General features: G+C 56.9%; 20 protein-coding genes. 9 read left to right on the forward strand and 11 right to left on the reverse strand.

The window, feature by feature from the left end:
* Window positions 1–5 precede the first annotated feature (5 nt).
* Entirely contained in the window at window positions 6–2,279 is a 2,274-nt protein-coding gene (gene parC, locus F3J41_RS18935; RefSeq protein ID WP_021509596.1) for a DNA topoisomerase IV subunit A, read from the reverse strand.
* A gap of 408 nt (window positions 2,280–2,687) precedes the next feature.
* On the opposite strand from parC, the gene F3J41_RS18940 reads away from it, so the two are divergent.
* The 6 genes from F3J41_RS18940 (at window position 2,688) to F3J41_RS18965 (ending at window position 8,001) form a co-directional block, all read left to right on the forward strand.
* Window positions 2,688–4,247, forward strand: a complete 1,560-nt coding sequence (locus F3J41_RS18940) for a transcription antiterminator (RefSeq protein ID WP_166712078.1) — start codon at window positions 2,688–2,690, stop codon at window positions 4,245–4,247.
* A gap of 17 nt (window positions 4,248–4,264) precedes the next feature.
* Window positions 4,265–4,735, forward strand: a complete 471-nt coding sequence (locus F3J41_RS18945) for a PTS sugar transporter subunit IIA (protein ID WP_058771379.1) — start codon at window positions 4,265–4,267, stop codon at window positions 4,733–4,735.
* A gap of 23 nt (window positions 4,736–4,758) precedes the next feature.
* The gene (locus F3J41_RS18950; protein WP_058771378.1) at window positions 4,759–5,073 is read left to right on the forward strand and encodes a PTS fructose transporter subunit IIB; all 315 of its coding nucleotides are present in this window, start codon (window positions 4,759–4,761) and stop codon (window positions 5,071–5,073) included.
* 11 nt (window positions 5,074–5,084) lie between these two features.
* On the forward strand, window positions 5,085–6,176 hold the full coding sequence (locus tag F3J41_RS18955; RefSeq protein ID WP_166712080.1) for a PTS fructose transporter subunit IIC: 1,092 nt from the start codon (window positions 5,085–5,087) through the stop codon (window positions 6,174–6,176).
* Window positions 6,177–6,185: 9 nt separating this feature from the next.
* The gene (locus F3J41_RS18960) at window positions 6,186–7,037 is read left to right on the forward strand and encodes a class II fructose-bisphosphate aldolase (protein WP_058776532.1); all 852 of its coding nucleotides are present in this window, start codon (window positions 6,186–6,188) and stop codon (window positions 7,035–7,037) included.
* Between the two features lie 100 nt (window positions 7,038–7,137).
* Window positions 7,138–8,001, forward strand: a complete 864-nt coding sequence (locus tag F3J41_RS18965) for a ketose-bisphosphate aldolase (RefSeq protein ID WP_166712082.1) — start codon at window positions 7,138–7,140, stop codon at window positions 7,999–8,001.
* Window positions 8,002–8,170: 169 nt separating this feature from the next.
* Here the strand turns inward: F3J41_RS18965 and F3J41_RS18970 are convergent, their stop codons facing one another.
* Window positions 8,171–8,935, reverse strand: a complete 765-nt coding sequence (locus tag F3J41_RS18970; RefSeq protein ID WP_166712084.1) for a transporter substrate-binding domain-containing protein — start codon at window positions 8,933–8,935, stop codon at window positions 8,171–8,173.
* A gap of 162 nt (window positions 8,936–9,097) precedes the next feature.
* Between F3J41_RS18970 and F3J41_RS18975 the strand changes: the two genes are divergently transcribed.
* Both F3J41_RS18975 and F3J41_RS18980 read left to right on the forward strand, forming a co-directional pair.
* On the forward strand, window positions 9,098–9,679 hold the full coding sequence (locus F3J41_RS18975) for an NAD(P)H-dependent oxidoreductase (RefSeq protein WP_166712086.1): 582 nt from the start codon (window positions 9,098–9,100) through the stop codon (window positions 9,677–9,679).
* A 36-nt stretch (window positions 9,680–9,715) separates the two neighbouring features.
* Complete coding sequence (locus F3J41_RS18980) at window positions 9,716–10,024, forward strand: putative quinol monooxygenase (protein ID WP_021509602.1); 309 nt, start codon at window positions 9,716–9,718, stop codon at window positions 10,022–10,024.
* A 72-nt stretch (window positions 10,025–10,096) separates the two neighbouring features.
* On the opposite strand, the gene F3J41_RS18985 is transcribed toward F3J41_RS18980, so the two are convergent.
* From F3J41_RS18985 to nudF, 9 genes are all read right to left on the reverse strand, one after another.
* Window positions 10,097–13,225 carry an Ig-like domain-containing protein gene (locus F3J41_RS18985; protein WP_166712088.1) on the reverse strand — a complete coding sequence of 1,043 codons (3,129 nt, stop codon included), beginning with the start codon at window positions 13,223–13,225 and terminating at the stop codon, window positions 10,097–10,099.
* Between the two features lie 205 nt (window positions 13,226–13,430).
* Entirely contained in the window at window positions 13,431–14,309 is an 879-nt protein-coding gene (locus F3J41_RS18990; RefSeq protein WP_166712090.1) for an OmpA family protein, read from the reverse strand.
* A gap of 47 nt (window positions 14,310–14,356) precedes the next feature.
* The gene (locus tag F3J41_RS18995; protein ID WP_166712092.1) at window positions 14,357–16,480 is read right to left on the reverse strand and encodes an Ig-like domain-containing protein; all 2,124 of its coding nucleotides are present in this window, start codon (window positions 16,478–16,480) and stop codon (window positions 14,357–14,359) included.
* Between the two features lie 258 nt (window positions 16,481–16,738).
* The gene (locus tag F3J41_RS19000) at window positions 16,739–17,638 is read right to left on the reverse strand and encodes a LysR substrate-binding domain-containing protein (RefSeq protein WP_058776526.1); all 900 of its coding nucleotides are present in this window, start codon (window positions 17,636–17,638) and stop codon (window positions 16,739–16,741) included.
* Between the two features lie 272 nt (window positions 17,639–17,910).
* A complete protein-coding gene (gene parE, locus F3J41_RS19005; RefSeq protein ID WP_059009801.1) occupies window positions 17,911–19,806 on the reverse strand; it encodes a DNA topoisomerase IV subunit B in 1,896 nt (631 codons plus the stop codon).
* A 46-nt stretch (window positions 19,807–19,852) separates the two neighbouring features.
* Window positions 19,853–20,434 (reverse strand): esterase YqiA, encoded by a 582-nt coding sequence (gene yqiA / locus F3J41_RS19010; protein ID WP_058771368.1) that lies wholly within the window; start codon window positions 20,432–20,434, stop codon window positions 19,853–19,855.
* 3 nt (window positions 20,435–20,437) lie between these two features.
* Window positions 20,438–21,265 (reverse strand): 3',5'-cyclic-AMP phosphodiesterase, encoded by an 828-nt coding sequence (cpdA, locus tag F3J41_RS19015; protein ID WP_150360394.1) that lies wholly within the window; start codon window positions 21,263–21,265, stop codon window positions 20,438–20,440.
* A 64-nt stretch (window positions 21,266–21,329) separates the two neighbouring features.
* The gene (locus F3J41_RS19020; protein WP_021509611.1) at window positions 21,330–21,755 is read right to left on the reverse strand and encodes a DUF1249 family protein; all 426 of its coding nucleotides are present in this window, start codon (window positions 21,753–21,755) and stop codon (window positions 21,330–21,332) included.
* On the reverse strand, window positions 21,752–22,387 hold the full coding sequence (gene nudF, locus F3J41_RS19025) for an ADP-ribose diphosphatase (protein WP_021509612.1): 636 nt from the start codon (window positions 22,385–22,387) through the stop codon (window positions 21,752–21,754). The genes F3J41_RS19020 and nudF overlap by 4 nt, the downstream gene beginning before the upstream one ends.
* A 213-nt stretch (window positions 22,388–22,600) precedes the next feature.
* Between nudF and tolC the strand changes: the two genes are divergently transcribed.
* The gene (gene tolC / locus F3J41_RS19035; protein WP_021509613.1) at window positions 22,601–24,073 is read left to right on the forward strand and encodes an outer membrane channel protein TolC; all 1,473 of its coding nucleotides are present in this window, start codon (window positions 22,601–22,603) and stop codon (window positions 24,071–24,073) included.
* Window positions 24,074–24,173 lie beyond the last annotated feature (100 nt).

The following is a 24,173-nucleotide window of genomic DNA, read 5'->3' on the forward strand; positions in this document are numbered from 1 at the left end:
CAGTCTTACTCTTCGCTATTCGCGTCACTTTTTGGCCGCGCTGGCGCATTCACTTCCACGCTATCGATCCGCTGCAGTCCGCGCGATACGCTACCGCGACGGCCGCGCTCAGCACGCACTTTCTGCAGATCTTCATCACGCATGATCAGCTTACGCTTGCCGACATAGATAGTGATGGAACTGCCCGGCGGCAGAATCAGCAGCCACTGCAGCTTGTCCACGCCCGCGGCGGCGTCCGCGGACGGAATCGAGATAATCTTGTTGCCCTTGCCTTTCGACATTTGCGGCAGATCGGCCACCGGGAACATCAGCATCCGCCCCGCCTGGGTGATGGCCAGCAGCATGTCGTCGCCAGAGTGCACCGCCAGCGGCGTCATCACTTTGGCGTTTTCCGGCAGCGTCAGCAGCGCTTTACCAGCGCGGTTGCGCGACACCAGATCGGCAAAGGTACAGATGAAACCGTAGCCGGCATCGGAGGCCATCAGCAGCTTCTGATCGTCCGCTTCCATCAGCACCTGCTCAATCACCGCACCCGGCGGTGGCGTCAGCTTGCCGGTGAGCGGCTCGCCCTGCCCGCGTGCCGACGGCAGCGAGGTCGGATCCAGCGTATAGCTGCGGCCGGTGGAGTCGATAAACGCCACCGGCTGGTTGCTCTTGCCGCGCGCGGCGGCACGGTAGCTGTCGCCGGCTTTGTAGCTTAATCCTGCCGGATCGATATCGTGACCTTTGGCGCTGCGCACCCAGCCCATCTGCGACAGCACAATGGTGACCGGCTCAGCGCTCACCAGCTCGTTCTCGCTCAGCGCTTTCGCTTCTTCACGTTCGTGCAGCGGTGAACGGCGATCGTCGCCGTAGGTCTGGCTATCGGCCAGCAGTTCTTTCTTCAGCAGGTTACTCATTTTGCGATCGGAGGCGAGGATCGCCTGCAGCTGATCGCGCTCTTTTTCCAGCTCGGCCTGTTCACCTCGAATCTTCATCTCTTCCAGTTTGGCGAGATGGCGCAGTTTCAGTTCCAGAATCGCTTCGGCCTGGGTTTCGCTAATGTCAAAGCGCGACATCAGTACCGGCTTCGGCTCATCCTCGCTGCGGATGATGTGAATCACCTCATCAATATTGAGGAACGCCACCAGCAAACCTTCAAGGATATGCAGACGACGCAGCACGCGTTCCAGGCGATGATTGAGGCGGCGCGTCACGGTATCGCGGCGGTACACCAGCCATTCCGAGAGGATCTCCAGCAGGTTTTTCACCGCCGGACGGTTATCCAGCCCGATCATGTTGAGGTTAACGCGGTAGCTCTTCTCCAGATCGGTGGTGGCAAACAGATGGTTCATTACCTGATCGAGATCCACCCGGTTGGAGCGCGGCACAATCACCAGCCGCGTCGGGTTTTCGTGATCCGATTCATCGCGCAGATCCTCCACCATCGGCAGCTTTTTATTGCGCATCTGGCTGGCGATCTGCTCCAGCACGCGCGCGCCCGACACCTGGTGCGGCAGCGCGGTGATCACCACTTCGCCGTCCTCTTTTTTCCACACCGCACGCTGGCGGATCGAACCACGGCCGTTCTGGTAGATCTTGCGGATCTCGTCGCGTGGCGTGATGATCTCGGCTTCGGTCGGGAAGTCCGGCCCCTGCACGATTTCCAGCAGCTCATCCAGCGTGGTGTTGGGCTTGTCGATCAGGCGCACCGCGGCTTCGGCCACTTCGCGCAGGTTGTGCGGCGGAATATCGGTCGCCATACCCACGGCGATGCCGGTGGTGCCGTTGAGCAGGATGTTCGGCAGGCGCGCCGGCAGCATTTTCGGCTCCTGCAGCGTGCCGTCGAAGTTCGGGATGTAATCCACCGTGCCCTGCCCCAGCTCGCTGAGCAGCACTTCGGCATATTTCGACAGGCGCGATTCGGTGTAACGCATCGCCGCAAAGGATTTCGGATCGTCCGGCGCACCCCAGTTGCCCTGACCATCCACCAGCGGATAACGGTAGGAGAACGGCTGCGCCATCAGCACCATGGCTTCGTAGCAGGCGCTGTCGCCGTGCGGATGGTATTTACCCAGCACGTCACCCACGGTACGCGCCGATTTCTTGAATTTTGCGCTGGCGTTAAGCCCCAGCTCGGACATGGCATAAACAATGCGGCGCTGCACCGGCTTGAGACCGTCACCGATGTACGGCAGCGCACGGTCCATGATCACGTACATGGAGTAGTTCAGGTACGCGTTTTCAGTAAACTTGTGCAGGGCAAGACGCTCTGCGCCATCCTGTGTCATTTCACTCATTAAGCTGGCATCCTCACTTCGTGGCCCGCAACGGCGGGTCATCCGGCGGTCATTTGGCGAGGATAGTACCTTATTCGCGGGATTTAGTCACAGGGAAGCCGTTGAGGACAGAAAGAATCTCCCGGCCTTAAATAACGTGACGCCGGTTGGAAAAATAAAAAGGATTGGGAGCATCATCACACTTATTTAGCGCGTTATTGTGTGAGCAAACTCGCATTTAATTTCCCGTCACCGCGGTGTATTAATGCTGTCCGCCTGACGGGACAACATTTAGTATTGTTGCTGCCGCCATCCTTTCCTAAATTCATACTCCATACGACACACCTTTTTCGCGACGGCTTGCTGGCAATGAAATAAATGCCACAAGGAAAAATCCCATTAGGTTTTACCAAAATAAAGGGTGACCGAATGCAAATACTGACTTCGCGACAACACCGGTTAGTGAAATTGCTGTTGCAACAGGCGGCGCCGCAGCCGATTGGTCAGCTGGCGTTACAGCTCGGTGTCTCCGGAAAGACCATTCAGCGCGACCTGCAGTGGCTGGAGAGCTGGCTCAGCAACTGGGCGCTGACGCTGGAGAAAACCCCTGGCCGCGGTGTGCGGCTGCGGGTTGAGGATATGCAGCAGCGTTTGCAGCTGGAGCAGCAGCTGAACGGCGACGAGGCCGGCGACGCGCTCAGTCATAACAGCCGACGGATAAAAATCGCCTCCCAGCTACTGAGCGATGCGCCGCGTTCCACGTCAATCAGCAAGCTGTCCGAGCGCTACTTTATCAGCCACGCCTCGATTGTGAACGACCTGAAAGTAATCGAAGAGTGGCTGCAGCCGCTGGGATTAACGCTGCAGCGCGGCCCAGGCGGCACGCACATAGAGGGCCATGAGCAGGCGCTGCGCCAGGCGATGGTGTCGCTGATCAACGATGTGATGCAGCAACAGGTCGCCGGTACGCCGCTGCTGCCGCGGCTCGATCCCGGCAGCCAGCAGGCGCTGGTGCACTATTTTGGCGAAGAGGATGTGGCCTTTGTGCAGACGCTGCTGCAACAGATGGAGCAGCAGCTGAGTTATCCGCTGGGCGATGCCTGGTATCTCAATCTGTGCACGCACATCCTGATCATGATGCACCGCATGGCGCAGGGCAACGCGCTGGCGCTGGACATTCTCACCACCGCGCACGATCTGGATCAGTCGATTCTCACCATTGCCCGGCAGATGGTGGTGCGCATTGAGCAGCGCATCGGCTGTGCATTGCCAGCCGATGAAGTCGGTTTTATTTATCAATATATCGTCTCCTCCGGCATTGTGGTGGAAGAGCGTGGCGATCAGGTGACGCTGCATAATCAATTTTCCACTGCCGAGTCGGTTAAAATAACCTGCGAATTAATTGATCGTTTCTCGGCATTTATTCAGCAGGACTTATCTCAGGACCGTTTATTATTTGACGGTTTACTGGTGCATATAAAGCCATTATTAAACCGGCTTAAATATCACATTCATATTCGCAATCCGCTGCTGGATGATATTAAACAGGAAATGAAAGAGATATTTTTTCTGACTCAGCAGGCAATGCAGCTGACCGCGCGCACCTTCGCCCTGTCGCCGGTGGCTGAGGATGAGATTGGTTATCTGTGCGTTCATTTCCAGGCGGCACTGGAGCGGCAGATCGCCCACAAACGCATCCTGGTGGTGTGCTCCAGCGGCGTGGGCACCTCACACCTGCTCAAGAGCCGCATTTTACGCGCCTTTCCGGACTGGGAAATTGCCGGCGTGGTGTCAGCCAGCAATCAGCCGGCGTTTTGTCAGCACCACGCGGTGGATTTGGTGATCACCACCATCCACCTCGATGCCGGTGCCATTCCGGCCGTGTATGTCAGCGCCTTTTTTAATGATGACGATATCCGGCGGGTCACTGACGCCATGATTGGCAGCCAGCTGCCCAACGGCACGCCCTGCGCGTTGGCCGCACACTGATTGAATGAGGAGCAACCATGGACATTTCCCGCATTCTGACGCCGCGCCGCGTTAACCTGGCGCTCAGCGCCACCAGTAAAGAAGAGGCGATCAACGAACTCACCGATCTGCTGGTGAGCGACGGCGCCATCAGCGATCGCGCCGCGTTTATTGCCGATGTCTGGCTGCGTGAAGCGGAAGGCTCGACCGGCTTCGAGAACCATATCGCTATTCCGCACGGCAAATCGTCGGCGGTCAGACAAACCACGCTCGCCATCGGCCGCACCCAGCAGGACATTCCGTGGGAAACGCTGGATGGCAGCCAGGTGCGCTGCATCATCCTGTTCGCCGTGCGGCTGGAAGATCAGAACACTACCCATATTCGCCTGTTGTCGCAGGTGGCCAGCGCGCTGGCCGATGATGAGGTGATAGCCCGACTGCTGGCGGAGAATGACCCCGGCAATATCATCCGGCTGTTTAGTCAGTACGCCGAAACCGACCTCTGTTAACACCCAACACCTTGAGGTGCCACATGAATATCGTCTGTGTAGCGGCCTGCACCGCAGGCATCGCGCATACCTACATTGCGCGCGAAAAACTGATTAAGGGGGCTCACGCGCTGGGCCACACCATCCACGTTGAAACCCAGGGCACCATCGGCACTGAAACGCCGCTGACGCGTGAGCAGATCGACGCCGCTGACGTGGTGATCCTTGCGGTTGACGTCAAGATCAACGGCGAAGAGCGCTTTCAGGGCAAACCCATCGTGCGAGTGAAAACCGAAGTGGTGATCAGGTCACCGGTGAAATTCCTCGAAAAAGTGGCGGATTCACTGGCGCGCGCCTGAGGAGATCGATCATGAGCGATCACAAACGTCAGTACGGCCAGGAGATCAAAGGCCACCTGCTCACCGGCATCTCATGGATGATCCCGCTGATCGTCGCCGCCGGCATCTGCATTGCGCTCGGCCAGGTGATTGGCGGGCCGGACGTCGGCAAGCAGACCGGCAGCATTGCGTGGATGCTGAACCAGATCGGTGGCTGGGGCATGGGGCTGATTGTGCCGCTGATCAGCGCCGCCATCGCCTACTCGATTGCCGATCGTCCCGGCTTTGCGCCTGGTCTGATCGTCGGCTTTATCTGCGGCCAGATCGGCACCGGCTTTATCGGCGGCATTCTGGGCGGTTTCCTCGTCGGCTACACCGTGCTGCTGCTGCGCCGGGTGATCAGGCTGCCGCAGTCGATGCAGGGGCTGATGCCGATCATGGTGCTGCCGCTGCTCAGCACCATCATCGCCGGGCTGCTGATGATGACCTTTATCGGCCAGCCGATCGTCTGGCTACAAAAGACGCTGATTGATCTGCTGGAGTCCATGCAGGGCGGCTCAAAGTTCGTGATGGGCGCCATCCTCGGCGCGATGGCCACCTTCGACTTTGGCGGGCCGATCAATAAGACCATGTCGCTGTTCGCCGACGGCATGCTGGTCGACGGCATTTACGGTCCGGAAGCGGTGAAGTTTGTCGGCTCCATCATTCCGCCGTTCGGCATCACCCTCTCGTATCTGCTGACGCGCCATAAATACACCAAAGCAGAGAAAGAGGCGCTGAAAGCCGCCTTCCCGATGGGCATCTGCATGATTACCGAAGGCGTGATTCCGATTGCGGCACGCGACCTGCTGCGCGTGGTAGCCAGCTGCGTGGTGGCCTCAGCGCTGGCCGGCGGACTGATTATGGTGTGGGGCGTGGAAGCGCCGGTGCCGCACGGTGGCATGTTCGTGGTGCCGCTCTTCACCAAACCGTGGCTGTTCTGCCTGGCGCTCGGCATCGGCACCGTGGTGTGCGGCGTGATGCTGTCGCTGATGAAAAAACCGGTCACGCAGCAGGATGAAGAGTTCGATGACGTGGAAGCACCCGGCGTCCGCGATGAAGAGATCAAATTCACTCTGGAATAAGGAGCCCGCATGTTTGCCATGATGAATGACCTGATTCAGGCCGCCTTCCAGCACAAGTACGCGGTGCTGGCGATCAACTGCTTCAACCTCGAAACCGCCCGTGCGGCGATTCAGGCAGCCGAACAGCAGCGCGCGCCGCTGATTCTCAACGTGTATCAGGGACACAGCGCGCATTTTCCGCCAGCGGTGGCGGCGCCGCTGGTACAGGCGCTGGCGGCTCAGGCCGCGGTGCCGGTGGCGCTGGCGCTCGACCACGGCAAAGCTTTTCCGCTGATTGGTCAGGCGTTTCGCGCCGGCTTTACCGGGCTGATGATTGACGCATCGGCCGAGCCGCTGGCGGACAATATTCGTCAGACCGCAGCGGTAGTGAAGATGGCGCATACCGCTGGCGTGTGCGTTGAAGGCGAGCTGGGGCATATCGCCGATGCGCCCACATATGAACTGGCCGATGCCGCCGTGAAGATGACGCGGGTGGAAGACGTACTGCCGTTTATTGAGCAGACCGGCATCGACCTGCTGGCGATTTCGGTCGGTACCGCGCACGGGCTTTATCCGCCAGGCGTAAAGCCGAAGATCGACTTCGAACGGCTGCAGCAGCTGCACGCGGTGACGACGCGGCCGCTGGCGCTGCACGGCGGCTCGGGCACCCCGGCGGAGGATATACGCCGCGTCAGCGCCTGTGGCGTCGCCAAGATCAACGTCGGCGCTGCGGTGTTCGACGCTGGTAAGCACGCGGTGCAGCAGGCGCTGCGCCAGCACCCGCAGGCTGAGCTGGCTGATGTGCTGGCGCTGATGGAATCCGCCTGTCGCGAAGTGGTTATTGAATATCTGAGCTGGTCAGGGTCGGCAAACCGCTACTGACGCCCCGATCGCGGCGCAATTTCCAACTGTTTCTTTTTATCCCTCATCGGGTCGGCGCGTGCGCCGGCTCTGGTAAAACTCACGCTAAGGAAATATAAACATGTTGATTTCAATGAAAGAGATGCTGGCCCCGACCCGTGAACATCGCTTCGCCATCGGCGCATTTAACGTCGCTGACAGCTGCTTTATCCGGGCCGTGGTGGAAGAAGCCGAAGCCACTAACACGCCCGCCATTATTTCTATCCATCCGAGCGAACTGGAATTTGTCACTGATGAATTTTTTGGCTACGTGCGCGAACGCACTCTGAAAAGCCGCGTGCCGTTTACCATTCACCTCGATCACGGCGCTTCAATTGCGCAGGTGCTGCGCGCTGTTCAGTGCGGCTTTACCTCGGTGATGATTGACGGCTCGCTGCTGCCGTACGAAGAGAACGTGGCGCTGACCAAAGAGGTGGTGAAGCTGGCGCACGCGGTGGGCGTGTCGGTGGAAGGCGAGCTCGGCACCATCGGCGATACCGGCACTACGGTGGAAGGCGGCGTGAGCAAGGTGATTTATACCGAACCGGCGCAGGCGGAAGATTTTGTGCAGCGCACCGGCGTCGATACGCTGGCAGTGGCGATTGGCACCGCGCACGGCATCTATCCCAAAGATATGAAACCGGAGCTGCAGATGCACATTCTGAAGGATATCTCGCAGCGCGTAGATATTCCGCTGGTGCTGCACGGCGGTTCGGCCAATCCGGACGCGGAGATCGCCGAGGCGGTGACGCTGGGCGTAGGCAAGATCAATATCTCCAGCGACATGAAGTTTGCCTATTTCGCCCGACTGCGCGAGATCCTCGCGCGGGAGAGCTGGTGGGATCCGAATGTGATTTATCCGGACGCCATCGCCGCCGCGAAAGCGGTGATTCGCTACAAGATGAATCTGTTTGGCGGGCTGGGTAAAGCCGGGTTGTATCGTTGATTTCAAAACAATAAATAGGGCCGCTACGCAAGTGCAGGATGTCAGTTGCACATGCCGTAGCGGCGCGATTTATCACACTTATTCACCCGCCGCACTGCTGCTGATTGCGCAATAAATTACGCCGCTACGGGACGGTAACGCCTGTCGCAATATCCTTTATCGCTAACGATTACTTCACCACGCCCAGCCACTGTCTGGCGATCTGCGCATATTCGCCGGTGGCGGCGCTGAGGTGCAGCCACTGATCGACATACAGCTTCCAGCTCATATCATCACGCGGAATCATGTAAGCCTTCTCGCCATATTGCATCGGCTGTTGCGGATTGATGGCACACAGCGACGGATAGTGCTGCTGCTGGAACAGCGCTTCGGAAGCATCGGTAATCATTACGTCGGCTTGGTTATCCACCAGCTGCTGGAAAATGCCGGTGTTCTCCGCCAGCTGCAGGCTGGCCTGCGGCAGATGACTGTGCACAAACGCTTCGTTGGTGCCACCGGCTGGCTCGATTACCCGCACATGCGGCTGGTTGATCTGCTCAACCGTCTGGTACTTCGCTTTATCCGCGCAGCGTACCAGCGGAATCTTGCCATCGACGCCCAGCGGCTGGGCGAACCAGGCAATCTGCTGACGTTTTAGCGTCACGGAGACACCGCCCAGCGCGATATCACACTGTTTCGCCACGAAATCTTCGCTCAGGGTTTTCCACGTGGTTGGTACCCACTGCACCTTTGCGCCGAGGCTGGCGGCCAGCGACTGCGCCATGCTGATGTCCAGCCCTTCATACTGGCCGTCGCTGCGCAAAAAGGTGTAAGGCTTGTAATCGCCGGTGGTGCAGACCTTCAGGATTTTGCTCTGGCGAACGTCATCAAGGTGGGATTGCGCCTGAGCCGCGCCGGCCACCAGAAGTAAAGTACTCAGTATCACAGTTTTCATGGTGTGTTCTTTTTAAGTGGATGTTGGTTTGCGTGCGGATTGTTGCATAAGTGACGGCATTATTGCTTTAAGAGCAAAAGTCTTGTGATCAATCACGCATTTTTTTGCCCCGCGCGCGCGCGTAGAGTGGGCGGCATCTACGAGAAACGGAGCGAATTATCCATGAGCAAGATTTTGATTATTGACGGCGGCAAGACCTTTGCCCATTCCAAAGGCGAACTGAACCATACCCTGACCGAGGTGGCGGCCAGCCAGCTGCGCGATCTGGGCCATGAGGTTCAGGTGACCGTTGCCGATAGCGACTACAACGTGGCAGACGAAGTGCAGAAATATCTCGACAGCGACGTGGTGATTTATCAGATGCCGGGCTGGTGGATGGGCGAGCCGTGGACGGTGAAAAAGTACATCGATGAGGTATTTACTCTGGGCCACGGCGCGCTATACGCCAGCGATGGCCGTTCGCGCAGCGATGCCAGCAAAAAATACGGTTCCGGCGGCCTGATTGAGGGCAAAAAATACATGCTGTCGCTGACCTGGAACGCGCCGCTGGAAGCCTTTACCGACCCCGACCAGTTTTTTGAAGGCGTCGGCGTGGACGGCCTGTACCTGCACTTCCATAAAGCCAATCAGTTCCTCGGCATGGAAAGTCTGCCGACCTTTATCTGTAACGACGTGATTAAACAGCCGGACGTGCCGCGTGATATCGCACGTTATCGGACTCATCTCAGCCAGATCTTTGCTTAACTGTAAGCACACCGGGAAAAAACAGAAGGAAGCGTTATGTTAACTGTGGTTGCAGAAATTTGCGTTAAGCCGGGCCGCCGTCAGCAGGTACTGGAGGCGATTAATAAACTGATCCCTGTCGTGCTGGAAGAAGAGGGTTGCCATCAGTACGATGCGCTGGTCGATCACCAGGCGCAGGTGCCGTGGAAGCAGAACTCGCCAGACTCGATCTTTATGCTTGAGCAGTGGGAATCGCTGCGCCATCTGGAGCAGCATCAGCAGATGCCGCACATGGATGCGCACCGCGCCACCATCAAAGATGACGTGGTGGACGTGAAAATTCTGGTGCTGGAACCGACCGCTTGATTTTCTCCGATGCAGGCATAAAAAAAGCCCCGGTTTTGCGACCGGGGCTTTTGTTTAGCAGCTAATCAATGATCAGTGCTGTTCGTTGTGCAGGTTCTGCACCAGCAGTTCCGCATCACCGTTGCTGTAGACGTTGTACTCGGTGCCGCCGACGGTGACGGTACCGGTCGCCTGCTGCCAGGAACTGGCATCTTCACCGGCTGGCAGGATGTCTTCCAGCGTCAGCGCCTCGCCCTGTTTAGCGTTCACGACCAGCTGTGACTTGCCGTTGTCGATAAACAGTGAATCCTGACCCTGCGTCATGATGTCGTTCAGCGACATGCTCATCAGCCCTTCTACATCCGTGGCACCCGCAGCGAAGATCGAGTTGATCTCTGGCGGCGGCGGCGGGGTGACGTCGACGTTGGTCTTAACGGTATGGTCGATGACCAGTTCGTTTCCGGCTGCATCGCGAACCGTGACGTTAAAGGCATAATCGCCTTCTGCCAGTTTGTCTGACTCATAGCGCCACACGCCGTTTTCTACCACGGTAGAACCGATCAGCTGGGTACGCGCTTCGTCGCCCCAAATCATCACGATAGTACCGTCTTCTGAGCCCTTACCTCTGAAGATCAGCGTGTCATCGTTGGTGTCCGGCCGTACAGGAATTTCAGTGCCGGTTTTATCAGCGAAGACGCCTTCGAAGTTAGCCTTGTCGCCGCCTTCTACTGGCACCGGCTTAGTGGTATCAACGTCAAAGTTAATCGCCGCCTCTTTATCGCCTTTCACACCGGACTGGCTCACTGGCTGTACTTCAACTTTATGGTTGCCTTCGCCCAGTTCTGGCAGCTCGTAGCTCCACTTGCCATCCTTAACATCAACCACGACAGGTTCCCGATCGTCGATGTAGATGATGACCTGCGACAGATCCGGTGACGTGCCCTTCAGCGTTGGCTGTTTGTCATCGGTGACCGTGCCATTTTCGATCTCACCCTGGATAGGACCGACGTTATCCTCCAGTATGTACGAACCTTCCATTGAGCCAGGCTTTTTGGTATCGATAATCAGATCGATAGGATCGGATGGCTGCGATTCGTTGCCGGCCGGATCGGTGATCTCGATGATAACCTGATAGTTACCGTCATCGATTGGGTTCTCAGGTTTCACTTCCCACTTGCCGTCTTCGCCCACGATACCGGTACCAATCACCACCGGATTACCTTTACCGTCATCAATGATGACTTCCACTTTGTCGCCAGGGGTACCGCCTTCGCCGCCGAAACCTGGACGGTTGTCATCGATTGGCTTACCTGGTTCAACCGGACCGGTGTTCTCCCCTTCGTTATCGACAATCGTTGGTGGTTTCGGCTGATCCGGTGGCGTAATATCGATAATCACGTTGATTGGATCTGAAGTCGGTGACTCTTTGCCGCTAGCCGGATCTTTGGCGATCAGTTCAATATCGTGTGAACCTTCTGCCAGCTCTGGTAATTCAATTTCCCACTTGCCATCTTTAACAATCGCGGTTGCCACCGGCTCAGTGCCGCCGTCAACAATTACATAGATGATGTCGCCGTCGTTGCCTTCACCGCGCAGCACTGGCGTGGTGTCGTTAGTTGAATCGCCTGGCTGCAGAACACGCTCTTCATCACCGTTGTTGGCGACCATCTCATCCACCACCGGTGCCGGCAGGATGTTGCTGTCGATAACCAGTTTGAACGGATCGGTTTTCTCAGAAACGGTGCCGCCTTTGCTGACGGAATCCACGACCAGCGAGTGCTCACCGTCATCCAGCTCAACGTCCAGTTTCCACTGGCCGCGCTCGTTCGCCACGGTAGAACCAATCAGTTTGTCACCGTCCCACACGCGCACGATCACGCCGGCATCCGCCACGCCCGACAGGGTTGGGGTTTTGTCATCAGTAATGTCACCTGACTTCAGCGGACCGGTAACGCGGCCTTCGTCATCCAACACCTCACTCAGTGATGGCGTGCCTGGCACAGAGGTATCCAGCGTCAGCGCGAAGTTGTCAGAACGCGGGCTTTCGGCACCGAAACGATCGGTGTAGCTGGCGCTGAACACGTGGGTGCCGTCGGTGGTCAGTTCCGGCGTGAAGCTCCAGCGGCCATCGGCGCCGGCTTTTACACTGCCAATCACATTGGAGCGAATATCGTAGATTTTTACTACGCTGTCCGGCTGGGCAACACCGTACAGGGTTGGGGTTTTGTCATTGGTGTAGTTGCCCGGCGTCAGATAGGTATCCGCGCTGCCTTCATTATCGATCACGCGCATAATCTGCGGCGCTTCTGGTGCAGAGGTGTCGATATTGCGGATAAGCTGAGTTGATGGTCCCCAGTTACCCGCACGGTCCAGATAACGAATGCCGGCAACGTGCAAACCCTCTTTCATTTCCGGCGAGTCAAACTGCCATTTGCCGCTGCCATCAGCACGGGTAGTGTAAACTGTTTGATCAATAACGATCTGTACTAATGCATTGGGTTCAGCATTATCAGCACTCAACGAGATAATGTTTTTATTGATGGTTTTAATGGGTTTACCCGGAAACGGATCCGCGTCCATAGTGGTTGATTCTGCTGGTGTTACAGATACCGCTTCGTTAACCGCCTGAGTGACCACACCGTCAGCAATCGTCAGGTTGAAAGCATCAGAGATCGGGCTTTCATGACCAACCGTATCCTTCGCCATCACGGTCAGTTGGTGCTCGCCGTCTGCCAGCTCCGGCGTGATGCTCCATGCGCCCATTTTGTCTGCTACCACTGAGCCGATCTCTTTACCGTTATCGTACAGGGTAACAATGGTGCCAGGCTCTGCCACACCAGCCAGCGCCGGCGTTTTATCGCTGGTGGCTTCACCCGGCGTCAGGTAGTGATCTTCCGCCGCAGCGTCATCAATCACGCGCCAGATTTCCGGTTTTGCCGGAGGCGTCGTATCCATATCAAGAATGAAGATAGCCGGGTCACTCGGGTTAGTCGCTTTATCAATCGATACCAGCTGAATAACATGGGTGCCGTCTAACCAGCTGGTTTCCGGGTCGAATGACCATTTGCCGTCCTCGCTGATATCAACAATGTGCACTCTACCATCGATTGTGATCTCCAGCTTGCCGCCGTTGGCATCGCCTACGCTTTTATCAATCCATTTATAAAACTGGTCTTTGGTCGAGATAACGCGGGCGTTATCTGCTGCTGTAATATTAGCCATGATGTGTATTCCTTTTACGTTAAATAATGTTTCGGGATTTCCAGCCGAATACAGGTTTAATTTCGCTCTTTATGCCTGAAGACAATACGAGAAACGTCTTAATCGATTAAGTTATATGAACCCTTAATAACTTTATCGAGGCACAGCGCCTCACACCTCATCAATATGAGATGTGAGAATGCGCTGCTAAAATAATTAAATCAGATTACTTGTTTTCAACGCTGATAATAACCCGGCGCTCGCTGGCATAGCATGCTTTCTGCTCCTGCAGGCTGCCTGAACAGTTAGTATCAACCTGAGACTCACCCATGCTCTGCGCGGTGATATTAGCCGCATTCATCCCCTGAGCGATTAGCAGTGCTTTCACCGCCTCGGCGCGGCGCTGGCCGAGCGCCATATTGCTGCTGTCGCTGCCAATCGGATCGGTAAAGCCGGTGACGATGATGTGGCGTTGAGCGGCATTTTCCTTTTTCAGCATGCCGGCAAAGCTGCTGAGTGCTTCGCGCCCCTGTGCGGAGATGTCGTTGCTGTTGGCGCTGCCAAAGCGGAACAGCAGGTCAGATGAAAACGCATAGTTATCATAAGCTTCAGTTGTTCCTTCCTGACAGCGCTGTACCGACGATGCGCGTGACAGCAGATGAGCCTGACGTTTGGTGCTCAGCAATTCCTGCTGCGCCTGCTGCTGGCTGACCACCAGCGGACGACCGCTGTCATCGAGGTTAGCGCGAATGTAGTAGGTTTTACCGGCAGCCAGTTTATCAGTCCACGATTGCGCGCGTTTACCCTGATAATCTGGCGCGTCGTTGACATAACTGCCCAGCGAATGCGTTCCCGGCGCAACACAAAACACCGTATAGCCACCGGCCAGTAACGACGTATGGAATTCACCGTCGACATAAATATTCGCCGGTTTTTCCCCGGTTAATGAAGCCGGACGATAATAAACCACCCGCGCCTGCTCTGCCGATACCGGCGATAAACTGCGCCATGCGGCACCAAATGAATTTTGCGCCTGGGTTGAAAAAGTCGTTAATACTGGCGCACACACCAGTGAAGCTAAAAGTAATTTTTTTGCAATTTTCATTTAAGTTTCACAGGTGCAATAAATTGCACCTGTATGCTCCAGATAAATTAGAATTGTTCGATTTCGTTCTGTAAGAACAGCGCATCTGATTGGGAATTATTTTCAGCCATTACACCACTCTGGCTTTCCTGATTATTCCAGTCATTAAACGCATCGTTATTAAGCTGCAGTAATTCCGCATTAATCGGCTGCTGCTGATCGTCGGCCTCATTGAACAGTTCATGATTGTCCAGCGAAAGCAGAGCAGAAAGATCGAGACCGGCCAGCTCAAGCGCATTAATTTCCGGCGGCGGCGGTGGAATGGTGTCGACTTCCACTTCATAAATGTCCGTTTTGCCGGTCACTTCGCCATCGCTGGAGAACACGCCGCGCAGCTGATAAACATCATCCGCCAGATCCGTCGTCGTCAGCTCCCATTTGCCATCAGCCCCAATCGTGGTAGTGAAGCTGTAGCTGTTCTCAAGACCGACAATGTAGATGGTAACCAGTTCGCCCGGCGCGCCTTTACCGGACACAATGATGCTCGGATCGTTCATCGCGCCGCCGTTTTCGATTGGCGTACGCACGCCGGCGTCGTTATTGTCTTTAAAGATATGCTCAATCATGCCGGAAACCGGAACGTCCGGATCGGGCAGGCCGTCAACAGGCTCAGGATCGACCGGCACTTGCGTGTCGCCTTCAAACCCAATCGTGACCTTTTCAGAGGCCGGCGATTCGTTGCCTGCCGGATCGCGCACCACGATTTCCAGCTCGTGCTCGCCCGGTTGCAGATTGTTTTCTGGCGTGAAGGTCCACTTGCCGTCTTCCACAATCACCGAACCAATGGGCTTGCCGTTGTCGATAATCACCACGATATCGCCATCTTCACCGGTGCCTTCCAGCGTCGGACGCAGATCTTTTGTGGTGGAACCGTCTTCCAGCGGATTACCTTCGCTGTCTTTGATCACGCCAATGCCCGGATTTTCCGGCGCCACGGTGTCCACATCAACGATGAACGGATCGGATGGCAGAGATTTGTTACCCACCTGATCGACCACCACGATGCTCAGCTCGTGTCGCCCATCCTGCAGCGCCGGAGCCGTAAAGGTCCAGTTACCCTCGGCGTCCACCTTTGCGGTGCCCAGCTTCACGCCATCGTTCCAGATTTCTACCGTCGAGCCCGCTTCAGCTTTACCGGTCAGCGTTGGCGTATTGTCTTTCGTCACGCCGCCTTTTTCGATCAGCACCGGCGGATCCTGCATATCGTCCATCACGCTGCCGATGGTGCCTTTGGCTGGCGCCGTCAGATCGATGATGAATTCCCACGGATCGCTCTCTTCACCCACCACGCCTTCGGCGTTACGCTCGGCGGTAACGATGCTGTGATTGCCAGCCGCCAGCGGTTTTTCCGGCGTAAAGGTCCAGTTACCCTCGTCATCCACCAGCACTTCACCCAGCAGCGTCTCACCATCCCATATTTCAATGGTGTTACCCGGCGTGCCGGTGCCGTTGAAGGTGGGCATGGTGTCATCGGTGCGGCCGCCGTTAGCTACCGAACCGGTTACGTCGCCGATATCATCAATCACATCGCTGATGGTGGGCTTGCTGATATCGCCGCCGCCGCTGCCACCGCCGCCTTCACCTTTGCCGCTGTGGCTGCCGTCGTTATTGTCGTAGTGGTGTTTCGCCGCGACATAGCCGAGGCCTGCCGCTGCCGCGATAGCCGCCAGGCCACCCAGCGCAATCAGCGCCGGCGACCATTCAAAGCCGCTGGCCAGTGCGTAGCCGGAATTATCATCAACGCTGCCTTCACCCAGCGCCAGCGCGGTGGTTTCGCCGTCGGCCAGCGCGGCCGCTTCGTGGTCGGCATTGCCGTCCGTCGCGACGTAAGCGTGCATTTCGCCGTCTTCCGCTTTACCCACTAAGGTGCCGGATTTAGCGAAGAAATCTTCGATAATCAGATCCGGCTTGCTGGCGTCTGAGCCTTCCAGCATCACCAGCAGGTTTTTCCCTGCGCGTTTAACGGTGATGTTTTCAGGCGCGGTGCCGTCCTGGTTCTGCGTCAGCAGATATTTACCGTTGGTAATTGCCTGAATCTTCACTGCTTTGCCGTCTTTACCGGCGCGCAGCACTTCCGCTTTGGTTATGGTTTTCTTATCGATAACCGCCACACTTACGGGTGAAACGTTCATGATTCTTCCTTCCGTCGATTAATTTTGACTGCGCGTTTGCAGGCAAGCGCCGCAATCTCCCTGGCTCTGCCCACGGGTGGGCTCAAAGTTGCGACATAATCCGGAAAGAGATAAATCCGAGACATAAGAAATGTCCCGTTAGGAAAAAATTCTTAAATGGGCGGCCGAAAGATAGCTAAATCATTAACCGATTGAATTAAAGCGTTTTTATCGATGAGGGCAGAACATAACAGGAAAGGTTATTCAAACAGAACAGGACTATAACAGATGATTTTCCTGAATTTTTTCCCGTAAAAAATCCAGAAAACAGGTGATGCGGGAACTGAGCGACTGGTTGCGATAGTACACCGCGTGAATCGGCAGGCGCAGTTCGCGCGTGTCATTTTCCAGCACCTGCACCAGCCGGCCGCTGGCGCGATCCTCGCGGCTGACAAAATCCGATAGCCGCACAATGCCCTGGCCGGCCAGCGCCAGCTGGCGCAGGGTTTCGCCGCTCGACGCGCACAGCGTGGGTTTGATGCGCAAAAACTCGCCTTCACGCTGCCATACCGGCCAGACATTGTGCGCGTCCAGCTGGCTGAATCCCAGCAGCTGGTGCGTCAGCAGATCTTCCACGCTCTGCGGCGCGCCGGCTTTTTCCAGATAGGCCGGACTGGCCAGCAGGCGAATCGCGCTGCTGCCCAGCACGCGCGCGCGCAGCGTGGAGTCGCGCAGTTCGCCAATGCGAATAGCGATATCGGTTTGCTGCTCAAGCAGGTCGATGACAATGTCATCGGTGTTCAGCTCCAGCTGAATTTGTGGATAGCGCGCGCAAAATTCGGCAACCAGCGGCACGATAACATGCAGGGTAAACGGCGTATTGGCGTTGACGCGCAACCGTCCGGAAGGAATGTCGCGCCGCTGCGCGATATGCTCTTCGGCCTGCTCCACCGACGCGAGGATTTGCCGCGCGTGATCGAGAAAAATCAGCCCCTCTTCGGTCAGCGCCAGGCGACGCGTGGTGCGGTGCAGCAACGTGGTTTGCAGTTTGCTTTCGAGGCGGCTCAGCGCCCGGCTGATGCCGGAGCTGGTTTGATCCAGCTGTTCCGCTGCGGCGGTAATCGAACCGGTGTCCACCACCGCGACCCAGGCGCGTAACTCTTCCAGTGTGATTTTCACTCTTCCTACCTCAGCGCATTGCTACTTCGAGACCGGTCTTAGCCTCGTTCTCACGGCTGCTGAGGTAGATTGCTCCACGTTCAGCAGCGGCAGGATACCACAATGCAGCAAAACGCAGGGATTATCGCTGGCCCGGGTCAGCAGGCGGCCTGGTTGTGCCGCGCCCAGCGCGGTTTTCATTGACGGCCATGCGGCGATGGGATAGATCGGGACGGGCAGCGATAGCGCGTGTTGCCGGCATAAAAAAGGGACGCCGCAGCGTCCCGTTTGCATCACACTTCGAGGTCGGCGAGGTCGCCTTTTTCCTGTAGCCAGTTGCGGCGGTCTTCCGAGCGTTTCTTCGCCAGCAGCATGTCCATCATCCGTAACGTCTGCTCGACGTCTTCTTCGTCGACCGTCAGTTGCACCAGACGACGGGTGTTGGGATCGAGCGTGGTTTCGCGCAGCTGCAGCGGGTTCATCTCACCCAGACCTTTAAAGCGCTGCACGTTCGGCTTGCCTTTTTTCCGCTTCAGCTGCTCCAGCACGCCCTCTTTTTCGTCTTCATCGAGCGCGTAATACACCTCTTTACCGAGGTCGATGCGGTACAGCGGCGGCATCGCCACATAGACGTGGCCCTGCTGCACCAGCGAGCGGAAGTGCCTCACAAACAGCGCGCACAGCAGCGTGGCAATGTGCAGGCCGTCGGAGTCGGCATCCGCGAGGATACAGATTTTGCCGTAGCGCAGCTGGCTGAGATCTTCACTGTCCGGATCGATACCGATCGCCACCGAAATATCGTGCACTTCCTGCGATGCCAGCACTTCGTCCGACGACACTTCCCAAGTGTTGAGGATCTTGCCTTTCAGCGGCATGATCGCCTGATATTCGCGGTCGCGCGCCTGCTTGGCGGAGCCGCCCGCAGAATCCCCTTCCACCAGGAACAGCTCGGTTTTATTCAGATCCTGCGCGGTACAGTCGGCCAGCTTGCCGGGCAGCGCCGGTCCGCTGGTCAGCTTTTTACGCACCACCTTTTTCGCCGCGCGCATACGGCGCTGTGCGCTGGAGATCGCCAGCTCGGCCAGCATTTCGGCGGCCTGCACGTTCTGGTTGAGCCACAGGCTGAAGGCATCTTTCACTACCGCCGAGACAAACGCCGCGCACTGGCGTGAGGAGAGACGCTCTTTGGTCTGTCCGGCAAACTGCGGATCCTGCATTTTGACCGACAGCACATAGGCGCAGCGATCCCAGATATCCTCCGCCGACAGCTTCACGCCGCGCGGCAGAATATTGCGGTATTCACAGAATTCGCGCATCGCGTCGAGCAAGCCCTGACGCAGGCCGTTAACGTGCGTTCCGCCCTGCATGGTCGGGATCAGGTTGACGTAGCTTTCGGTCAGCAGCTCGCCGCCCTCCGGCAGCCACAGCAGCGCCCAGTCGACTGCCTCCACATCACCGGCAAAGCTGCCGACAAACGGTTTTTCCGGCAGCGTTGGCAGGCCGTTCACCGCTTCGCTCAGGTAATCCGTCAGGCCATCCTGATACAGCCAGGTTTGTTCGGTATCGTTCACCTTGTCTTTAAAGACAATTTCGACGCCCGGGCACAGTACCGCTTTGGCTTTCAGCAGATGCTTGAGGCGGGAGACCGAGAAGCGCGGGCTATCGAAGAAGCTTTCGTCTGGCCAGAAGTGAACGCTGGTGCCGGTGTTACGCTTGCCTACCGAACCAATCACCGCCAGATCCTGCACTTTATCGCCGTTTTCGAAGGCGATCTGGTAAATCTCACCGTTGCGGCGCACCGTGACTTCCACACGCTTCGACAGGGCATTGACCACCGAAATCCCCACGCCGTGCAGGCCGCCGGAGAACTGGTAGTTTTTGTTGGAGAATTTACCGCCGGCGTGCAGGCGACAGAGAATCAGTTCGACCGCTGGCACGCCCTCTTCCGGGTGGATATCGACGGGCATACCACGGCCATCATCGATCACTTCCAGCGACTGATCGGCGTGCAGGATGACTTCCACGCGTTTGGCGTGACCGGCCAGCGCCTCATCGACGCTGTTATCGATCACTTCCTGGCCCAGATGGTTAGGGCGTGTGGTATCGGTGTACATGCCCGGACGGCGACGTACCGGTTCGAGGCCGGTTAAAACCTCAATGGCGTCAGCATTATAGCTAGATTGGCTCATCGTAACAGTCTGATTAGCAATAGGAAAATGGGCCCATCCCGCAGCATCAGGGAGTATTTAGTCCCAGAAAATCAATCATCTGCGCAAAATGGCGTTCGAATCCGATATAGGCATGATTGCCGCCCTCTTCTACCGTCTGACGGCACGCGCTGTAGTAATCCAGCGCCTGGCGATAGTCGAGCACTTCATCGCCGGTTTGTTGCAGCAGCCAGAGTAGATCGGGCGCTTCCAGAGGGTCAATCTGCATCACTTTCAGATCGTAAATGTGGCGAGACTCTAACACATATTGCTGGCCGGTGTAGGGATTCCGGTTTTCACCCAGATAATCCACCAGCAGTTCAAACGGCCGCACCGCCGGATTCACCACCACCGCCGGCAGCATGAAACACTGCGACAGCCAGGTGGCAAAATAACCACCGAGCGATGACCCCACCAGCCCGAGCGGTTCCCCGGCATACTGCATCACCAACTCTTCCAGCAGCGCAGCAGCCTCAGCGGGAAAAGTCGGCAGCTGCGGCACCAGCACCTCAATGTGCGGATGCTGCGCCTGACACCACTGCTGTAACTGCGTCGCTTTAGCCGACTGCGGTGAGCTGTTGAATCCGTGCAGATAAATCAGCGCCGCCATGGTTTAGTAGCCCTCGGAATCCAGATCCGGACGGAATAGATCGCTCTGCAGACGATTCACTTCGGTGTGCAGCGTGCCATCCGCCTGCAGCGTCAGCCAGCGCCAGCCGGGCGCCACGGTATCAATGGTGAAGTTGGTGCAGTGCGGTTTAAACTGGACGCAGGTCGAAGGCGATGCCAGTACGCGGCGGCCGTGCCAGTCGAGATCCAGCTCCTGATGAATGTGGCCGCACACCAGGTGGCGCGCCAGCGGGAAGTTTTGCAGCACCGCATCCAGCTGATGCGGATTGCGCAGGCTGTGCTGGTCAAGCCAGGTACAGCCGCAGGCCAGCGGATGATGGTGCAGCAGCACCAGCGTGTAGCGATCGGGGAACTGACGCAGCGTGCGGTCCAGCCACTCCAGCTGATAGTCGCTCAGCATGCCGTGCGGCACGCCAAAAACCTGGCTGTCCAGCAGCACCAGCTGCCAGTGCTCGCCGAGCAGCACATGCTTGTCCGCGGCGATGCCGGCCTGCGCCAGCGTATCCACCATCGCTGGCTGAAAATCGTGATTGCCCGGCAGCCAGACGCACGGCTTCGGCAGACGCGCAATGCCCGCAACAAAATGCTGATAAGCTTCGACGGTGTGATCCTGGGCGAGATCGCCAGTGGCGATAATCAGATCGTAATCGCGCTGTTGAGCCGCGATGGCGTCCAGCACCGCATCAAAACTCGACCAGGTATTCACTCCAAGCAGCGATTGATGTTTTCCCGCGAAAAGATGGGTATCCGTAATTTGTAAAATCCTGATATCGGACCCATTTGCCGCAGGAAGAGTTAGCAGGCTATCCAAAGCGTTTCCTTTCTCTCCACGCTATCGTTGCGTTATATACCCGTGCGGATTCAGGGTATCGCTATCAGCACACCGGCACGGCCATCGCGCCGTGCGCCAGGCAGTACCGCAACCAGTCGGCAAGGAACTGGTTAATCTGATGTTTTTCATCGCGCTGATGCAATTTTTTATTAGGATAATCATAGCGCGCTTTGAAGCGATAGATCTGCTGAGTGGAACACACTTCAGCCACCATCGCATCATGGTAGAGCCGCACCGACATGGACGGCAGGCTCCAGTAGCTCACTGCGGGTGCCACCTGGCGGATCTCCACCAGCGTGGTGTAGCGCGTCGACTCTTCAATAGTCAGCTGATAACTGGCGCCGTTCACCTGATACATCACCGACGCACCTGCCTCGTCACTGCGCGGCAGCAGGCGGCGCAGCTGAGCGAAATTGGTTTCGCACAGACGCATCATTTCGGGGAAATCAGGGGTATAGCGCTGTTTCATGTTGGCTTCCACTCTTCTCTTAGTTTCTCATGGTGCAACGCCAGCCATTGCAGAGCGATGACAGATGCCGCGTTATCAATAATCCCCTCTTCCACCCAGCGATAAGCCTGTTCGCGGCTTACCACATGCACAAGAATATCCTCATTCTCTTCCTCCAGCCCGTGATTTCCCTCTGCCTGGCTGGCATCCACTTCGCCCACCAGCACCGACAAACGCTCAGAGGTTCCGCCGGGGCTGGCTAAGTAATTCACTATCGGTTTGACGCGGCCAACCTTGAGGCCAGCCTCTTCGACCGCTTCACGACGCACCACATCTTCCGGTGTTTCACCCGGTTCAATAATGCCGGCCACCATCTCCAGCAGCCAGGGCGTGGCGCTGGAATCATAGGCCGGAATGCGGATCTGTTCGATCAGCACTACTTCGTCGCGCAGGGGATCATAGGGTAGCAGCACGGCAGCGTGTCCGCGCTCAAAAACTTCGCGCACCACTTCACCGCTCATGTCGCCATTGAAACGGCGGTGGCGGAAGCGGTAACTGACGATGGAAAAAAAACCATCGTAGCGAGTATCGCGTGCAATAATTTCTACATCGTTTTTTGTGAAAGTCACAGGGGATTTTTTTTCACCCGCCATCATCTGGTTCCTTATGCAGATTGGGATGGAGCGAAGAAAAGCCAACCCTTGTGCTCCGTCCGAGTGGTTCTTTCTGAATTATTTACGTAAATTAGGGGGAGAAGGCACGTTCAGCCAACTTATCTCTGACGCCGCCTCTGTAGAATCGGCGATTATTTTTTGGCTTACCTGCAGCACACTCTCTGTGCATTTGCTGCAACACAAGGAATGCAAATGAAAAAACTGCTCCCACTTTTTATTGGACTGAGCCTGGGCGGTTTCAGCCTTGCCAGCCAGGCAGAAAACCTGTTGCAGGTCTACCAGCAGGCGCGCCTCAGCAACCCGGATCTGCGTGCTTCAGCCGCCGATCGCGACGCTGCTTTTGAGAAAATTAACGAAGCGCGTAGCCCGTTGCTGCCGCAGCTGGGTCTGGGTGCAGATTATACCTATAACAGCGGCTATCGCGACAACAGCGGTCTCCATTCCAACACGACCAGCGCCTCGCTGCAATTAACGCAGACGATTTTCGACATGTCGAAATGGCGTGCGCTGACGCTGCAGGAAAAAACGGCCGGCATTCAGGACGTTACTTATCAGGTAGCGCAGCAGGATCTGATCCTGAACACCGCAACCGCCTATTTCAACGTGCTGAAGGCCATTGATACGCTTTCTTACACTGAAGCGCAGAAACAGTCGATCTACCGCGAGCTGGATCAGACCACTCAGCGTTTTAACGTCGGTCTGGTGGCTATCACCGATGTGCAGAACGCCCGTGCTCAATACGATAGCGTGCTGGCCAACGAAGTAACCGCGCGTAACGACCTGGATAACGCGGTGGAATCGCTGCGTCAGATCACCGGCATGGATTATCTGTCTCTGGCGTCACTGAACATCGATCGTTTCAAAACGGCGCGTCCGGAAGCGGTATCCAATTTGCTGAAACAGGCGGAGAGCCGTAACCTCAACCTGCTGTCTGCCCGCCTGAGCCAGGATCTGGCGCGTGAGCAGATTCGCTCCGCCGAGTCCGGCCACATGCCGACGCTGGATCTGACCGCTTCTACCGGTCTGTCGAACAGCAAATACGGCGGCAGCCGCGCTAATCAGAGCGCCGGTACCACCGATTCGATCACCGGCTCCAACCAGGTTGGCCTGAGCTTCTCACTGCCTCTGTACAGCGGCGGTTCAGTGACCTCGCAGGTGAAACAGGCGCAGTATAACTTTGTCGCCGCCAGCGAGCAGCTGGAAGGCGCGCACCGTAGCGCGATCCAGACCGTTCGTTCTTCGTTCAATAACGTGAACGCTTCGATCAGCAGCATCGACGCTTACAAACAGTCGGTTATCTCGGCGCAGAGCTCATTAGATGCCTCGGAAGCCGGTTATCAGGTGGGTACGCGTACCATCGTTGATGTGTTAGACGCGACCACCACGCTGTTTAACGCTAAACAGCAGCTGTCGAATGCGCGTTACAGCTACCTGATTAACCAGCTGAACATCAAATATGCGCTGGGCACGCTGAACGAGCAGGATCTGCAGCAGCTGAACAGCACGCTGGGCAAAGAAGTGACGACCTCGCCAGAAGTGGTCGCGCCGGAAAACAGCCAGCAGGCCGCGCGCGTGGATAACGGCCCGAAAGCGACCTCCGCTTCCGCCGCCGCTCAGGCCCGTCCGGCCGCGGCACGTAACAGCGCCAATCCTTTCGCTAATTAAGCCTTCAAGGGGCCGCTTGCGGCCCCTTTCGCATTCAAACGTATAACAACGTAAAGATCCCCTTGCCACCCGGCTTCCCGCTTCATTTTCCACCACTCAT

Origin of the sequence: Pantoea sp. Ap-870 (assembly GCF_011752515.1) — a bacterium.
Lineage (GTDB): Bacteria > Pseudomonadota > Gammaproteobacteria > Enterobacterales > Enterobacteriaceae > Pantoea > Pantoea dispersa.

What these genes read in the sequence shown, in the direction of transcription:
- parC (WP_021509596.1), bottom strand. Translation starts at nt 2,279, where the DNA reads ATGAGTGAAATGACACAGGATGGCGCAGAGCGTCTTGCCCTGCACAAG.
- F3J41_RS18940 (WP_166712078.1), top strand. Translation starts at nt 2,688, where the DNA reads ATGCAAATACTGACTTCGCGACAACACCGGTTAGTGAAATTGCTGTTG.
- F3J41_RS18945 (WP_058771379.1), top strand. Translation starts at nt 4,265, where the DNA reads ATGGACATTTCCCGCATTCTGACGCCGCGCCGCGTTAACCTGGCGCTC.
- F3J41_RS18950 (WP_058771378.1), top strand. Translation starts at nt 4,759, where the DNA reads ATGAATATCGTCTGTGTAGCGGCCTGCACCGCAGGCATCGCGCATACC.
- F3J41_RS18955 (WP_166712080.1), top strand. Translation starts at nt 5,085, where the DNA reads ATGAGCGATCACAAACGTCAGTACGGCCAGGAGATCAAAGGCCACCTG.
- F3J41_RS18960 (WP_058776532.1), top strand. Translation starts at nt 6,186, where the DNA reads ATGTTTGCCATGATGAATGACCTGATTCAGGCCGCCTTCCAGCACAAG.
- F3J41_RS18965 (WP_166712082.1), top strand. Translation starts at nt 7,138, where the DNA reads ATGTTGATTTCAATGAAAGAGATGCTGGCCCCGACCCGTGAACATCGC.
- F3J41_RS18970 (WP_166712084.1), bottom strand. Translation starts at nt 8,935, where the DNA reads ATGAAAACTGTGATACTGAGTACTTTACTTCTGGTGGCCGGCGCGGCT.
- F3J41_RS18975 (WP_166712086.1), top strand. Translation starts at nt 9,098, where the DNA reads ATGAGCAAGATTTTGATTATTGACGGCGGCAAGACCTTTGCCCATTCC.
- F3J41_RS18980 (WP_021509602.1), top strand. Translation starts at nt 9,716, where the DNA reads ATGTTAACTGTGGTTGCAGAAATTTGCGTTAAGCCGGGCCGCCGTCAG.
- F3J41_RS18985 (WP_166712088.1), bottom strand. Translation starts at nt 13,225, where the DNA reads ATGGCTAATATTACAGCAGCAGATAACGCCCGCGTTATCTCGACCAAA.
- F3J41_RS18990 (WP_166712090.1), bottom strand. Translation starts at nt 14,309, where the DNA reads ATGAAAATTGCAAAAAAATTACTTTTAGCTTCACTGGTGTGTGCGCCA.
- F3J41_RS18995 (WP_166712092.1), bottom strand. Translation starts at nt 16,480, where the DNA reads ATGAACGTTTCACCCGTAAGTGTGGCGGTTATCGATAAGAAAACCATA.
- parE (WP_059009801.1), bottom strand. Translation starts at nt 19,806, where the DNA reads ATGAGCCAATCTAGCTATAATGCTGACGCCATTGAGGTTTTAACCGGC.
- yqiA (WP_058771368.1), bottom strand. Translation starts at nt 20,434, where the DNA reads ATGGCGGCGCTGATTTATCTGCACGGATTCAACAGCTCACCGCAGTCG.
- F3J41_RS19020 (WP_021509611.1), bottom strand. Translation starts at nt 21,755, where the DNA reads ATGAAACAGCGCTATACCCCTGATTTCCCCGAAATGATGCGTCTGTGC.
- nudF (WP_021509612.1), bottom strand. Translation starts at nt 22,387, where the DNA reads ATGGCGGGTGAAAAAAAATCCCCTGTGACTTTCACAAAAAACGATGTA.
- tolC (WP_021509613.1), top strand. Translation starts at nt 22,601, where the DNA reads ATGAAAAAACTGCTCCCACTTTTTATTGGACTGAGCCTGGGCGGTTTC.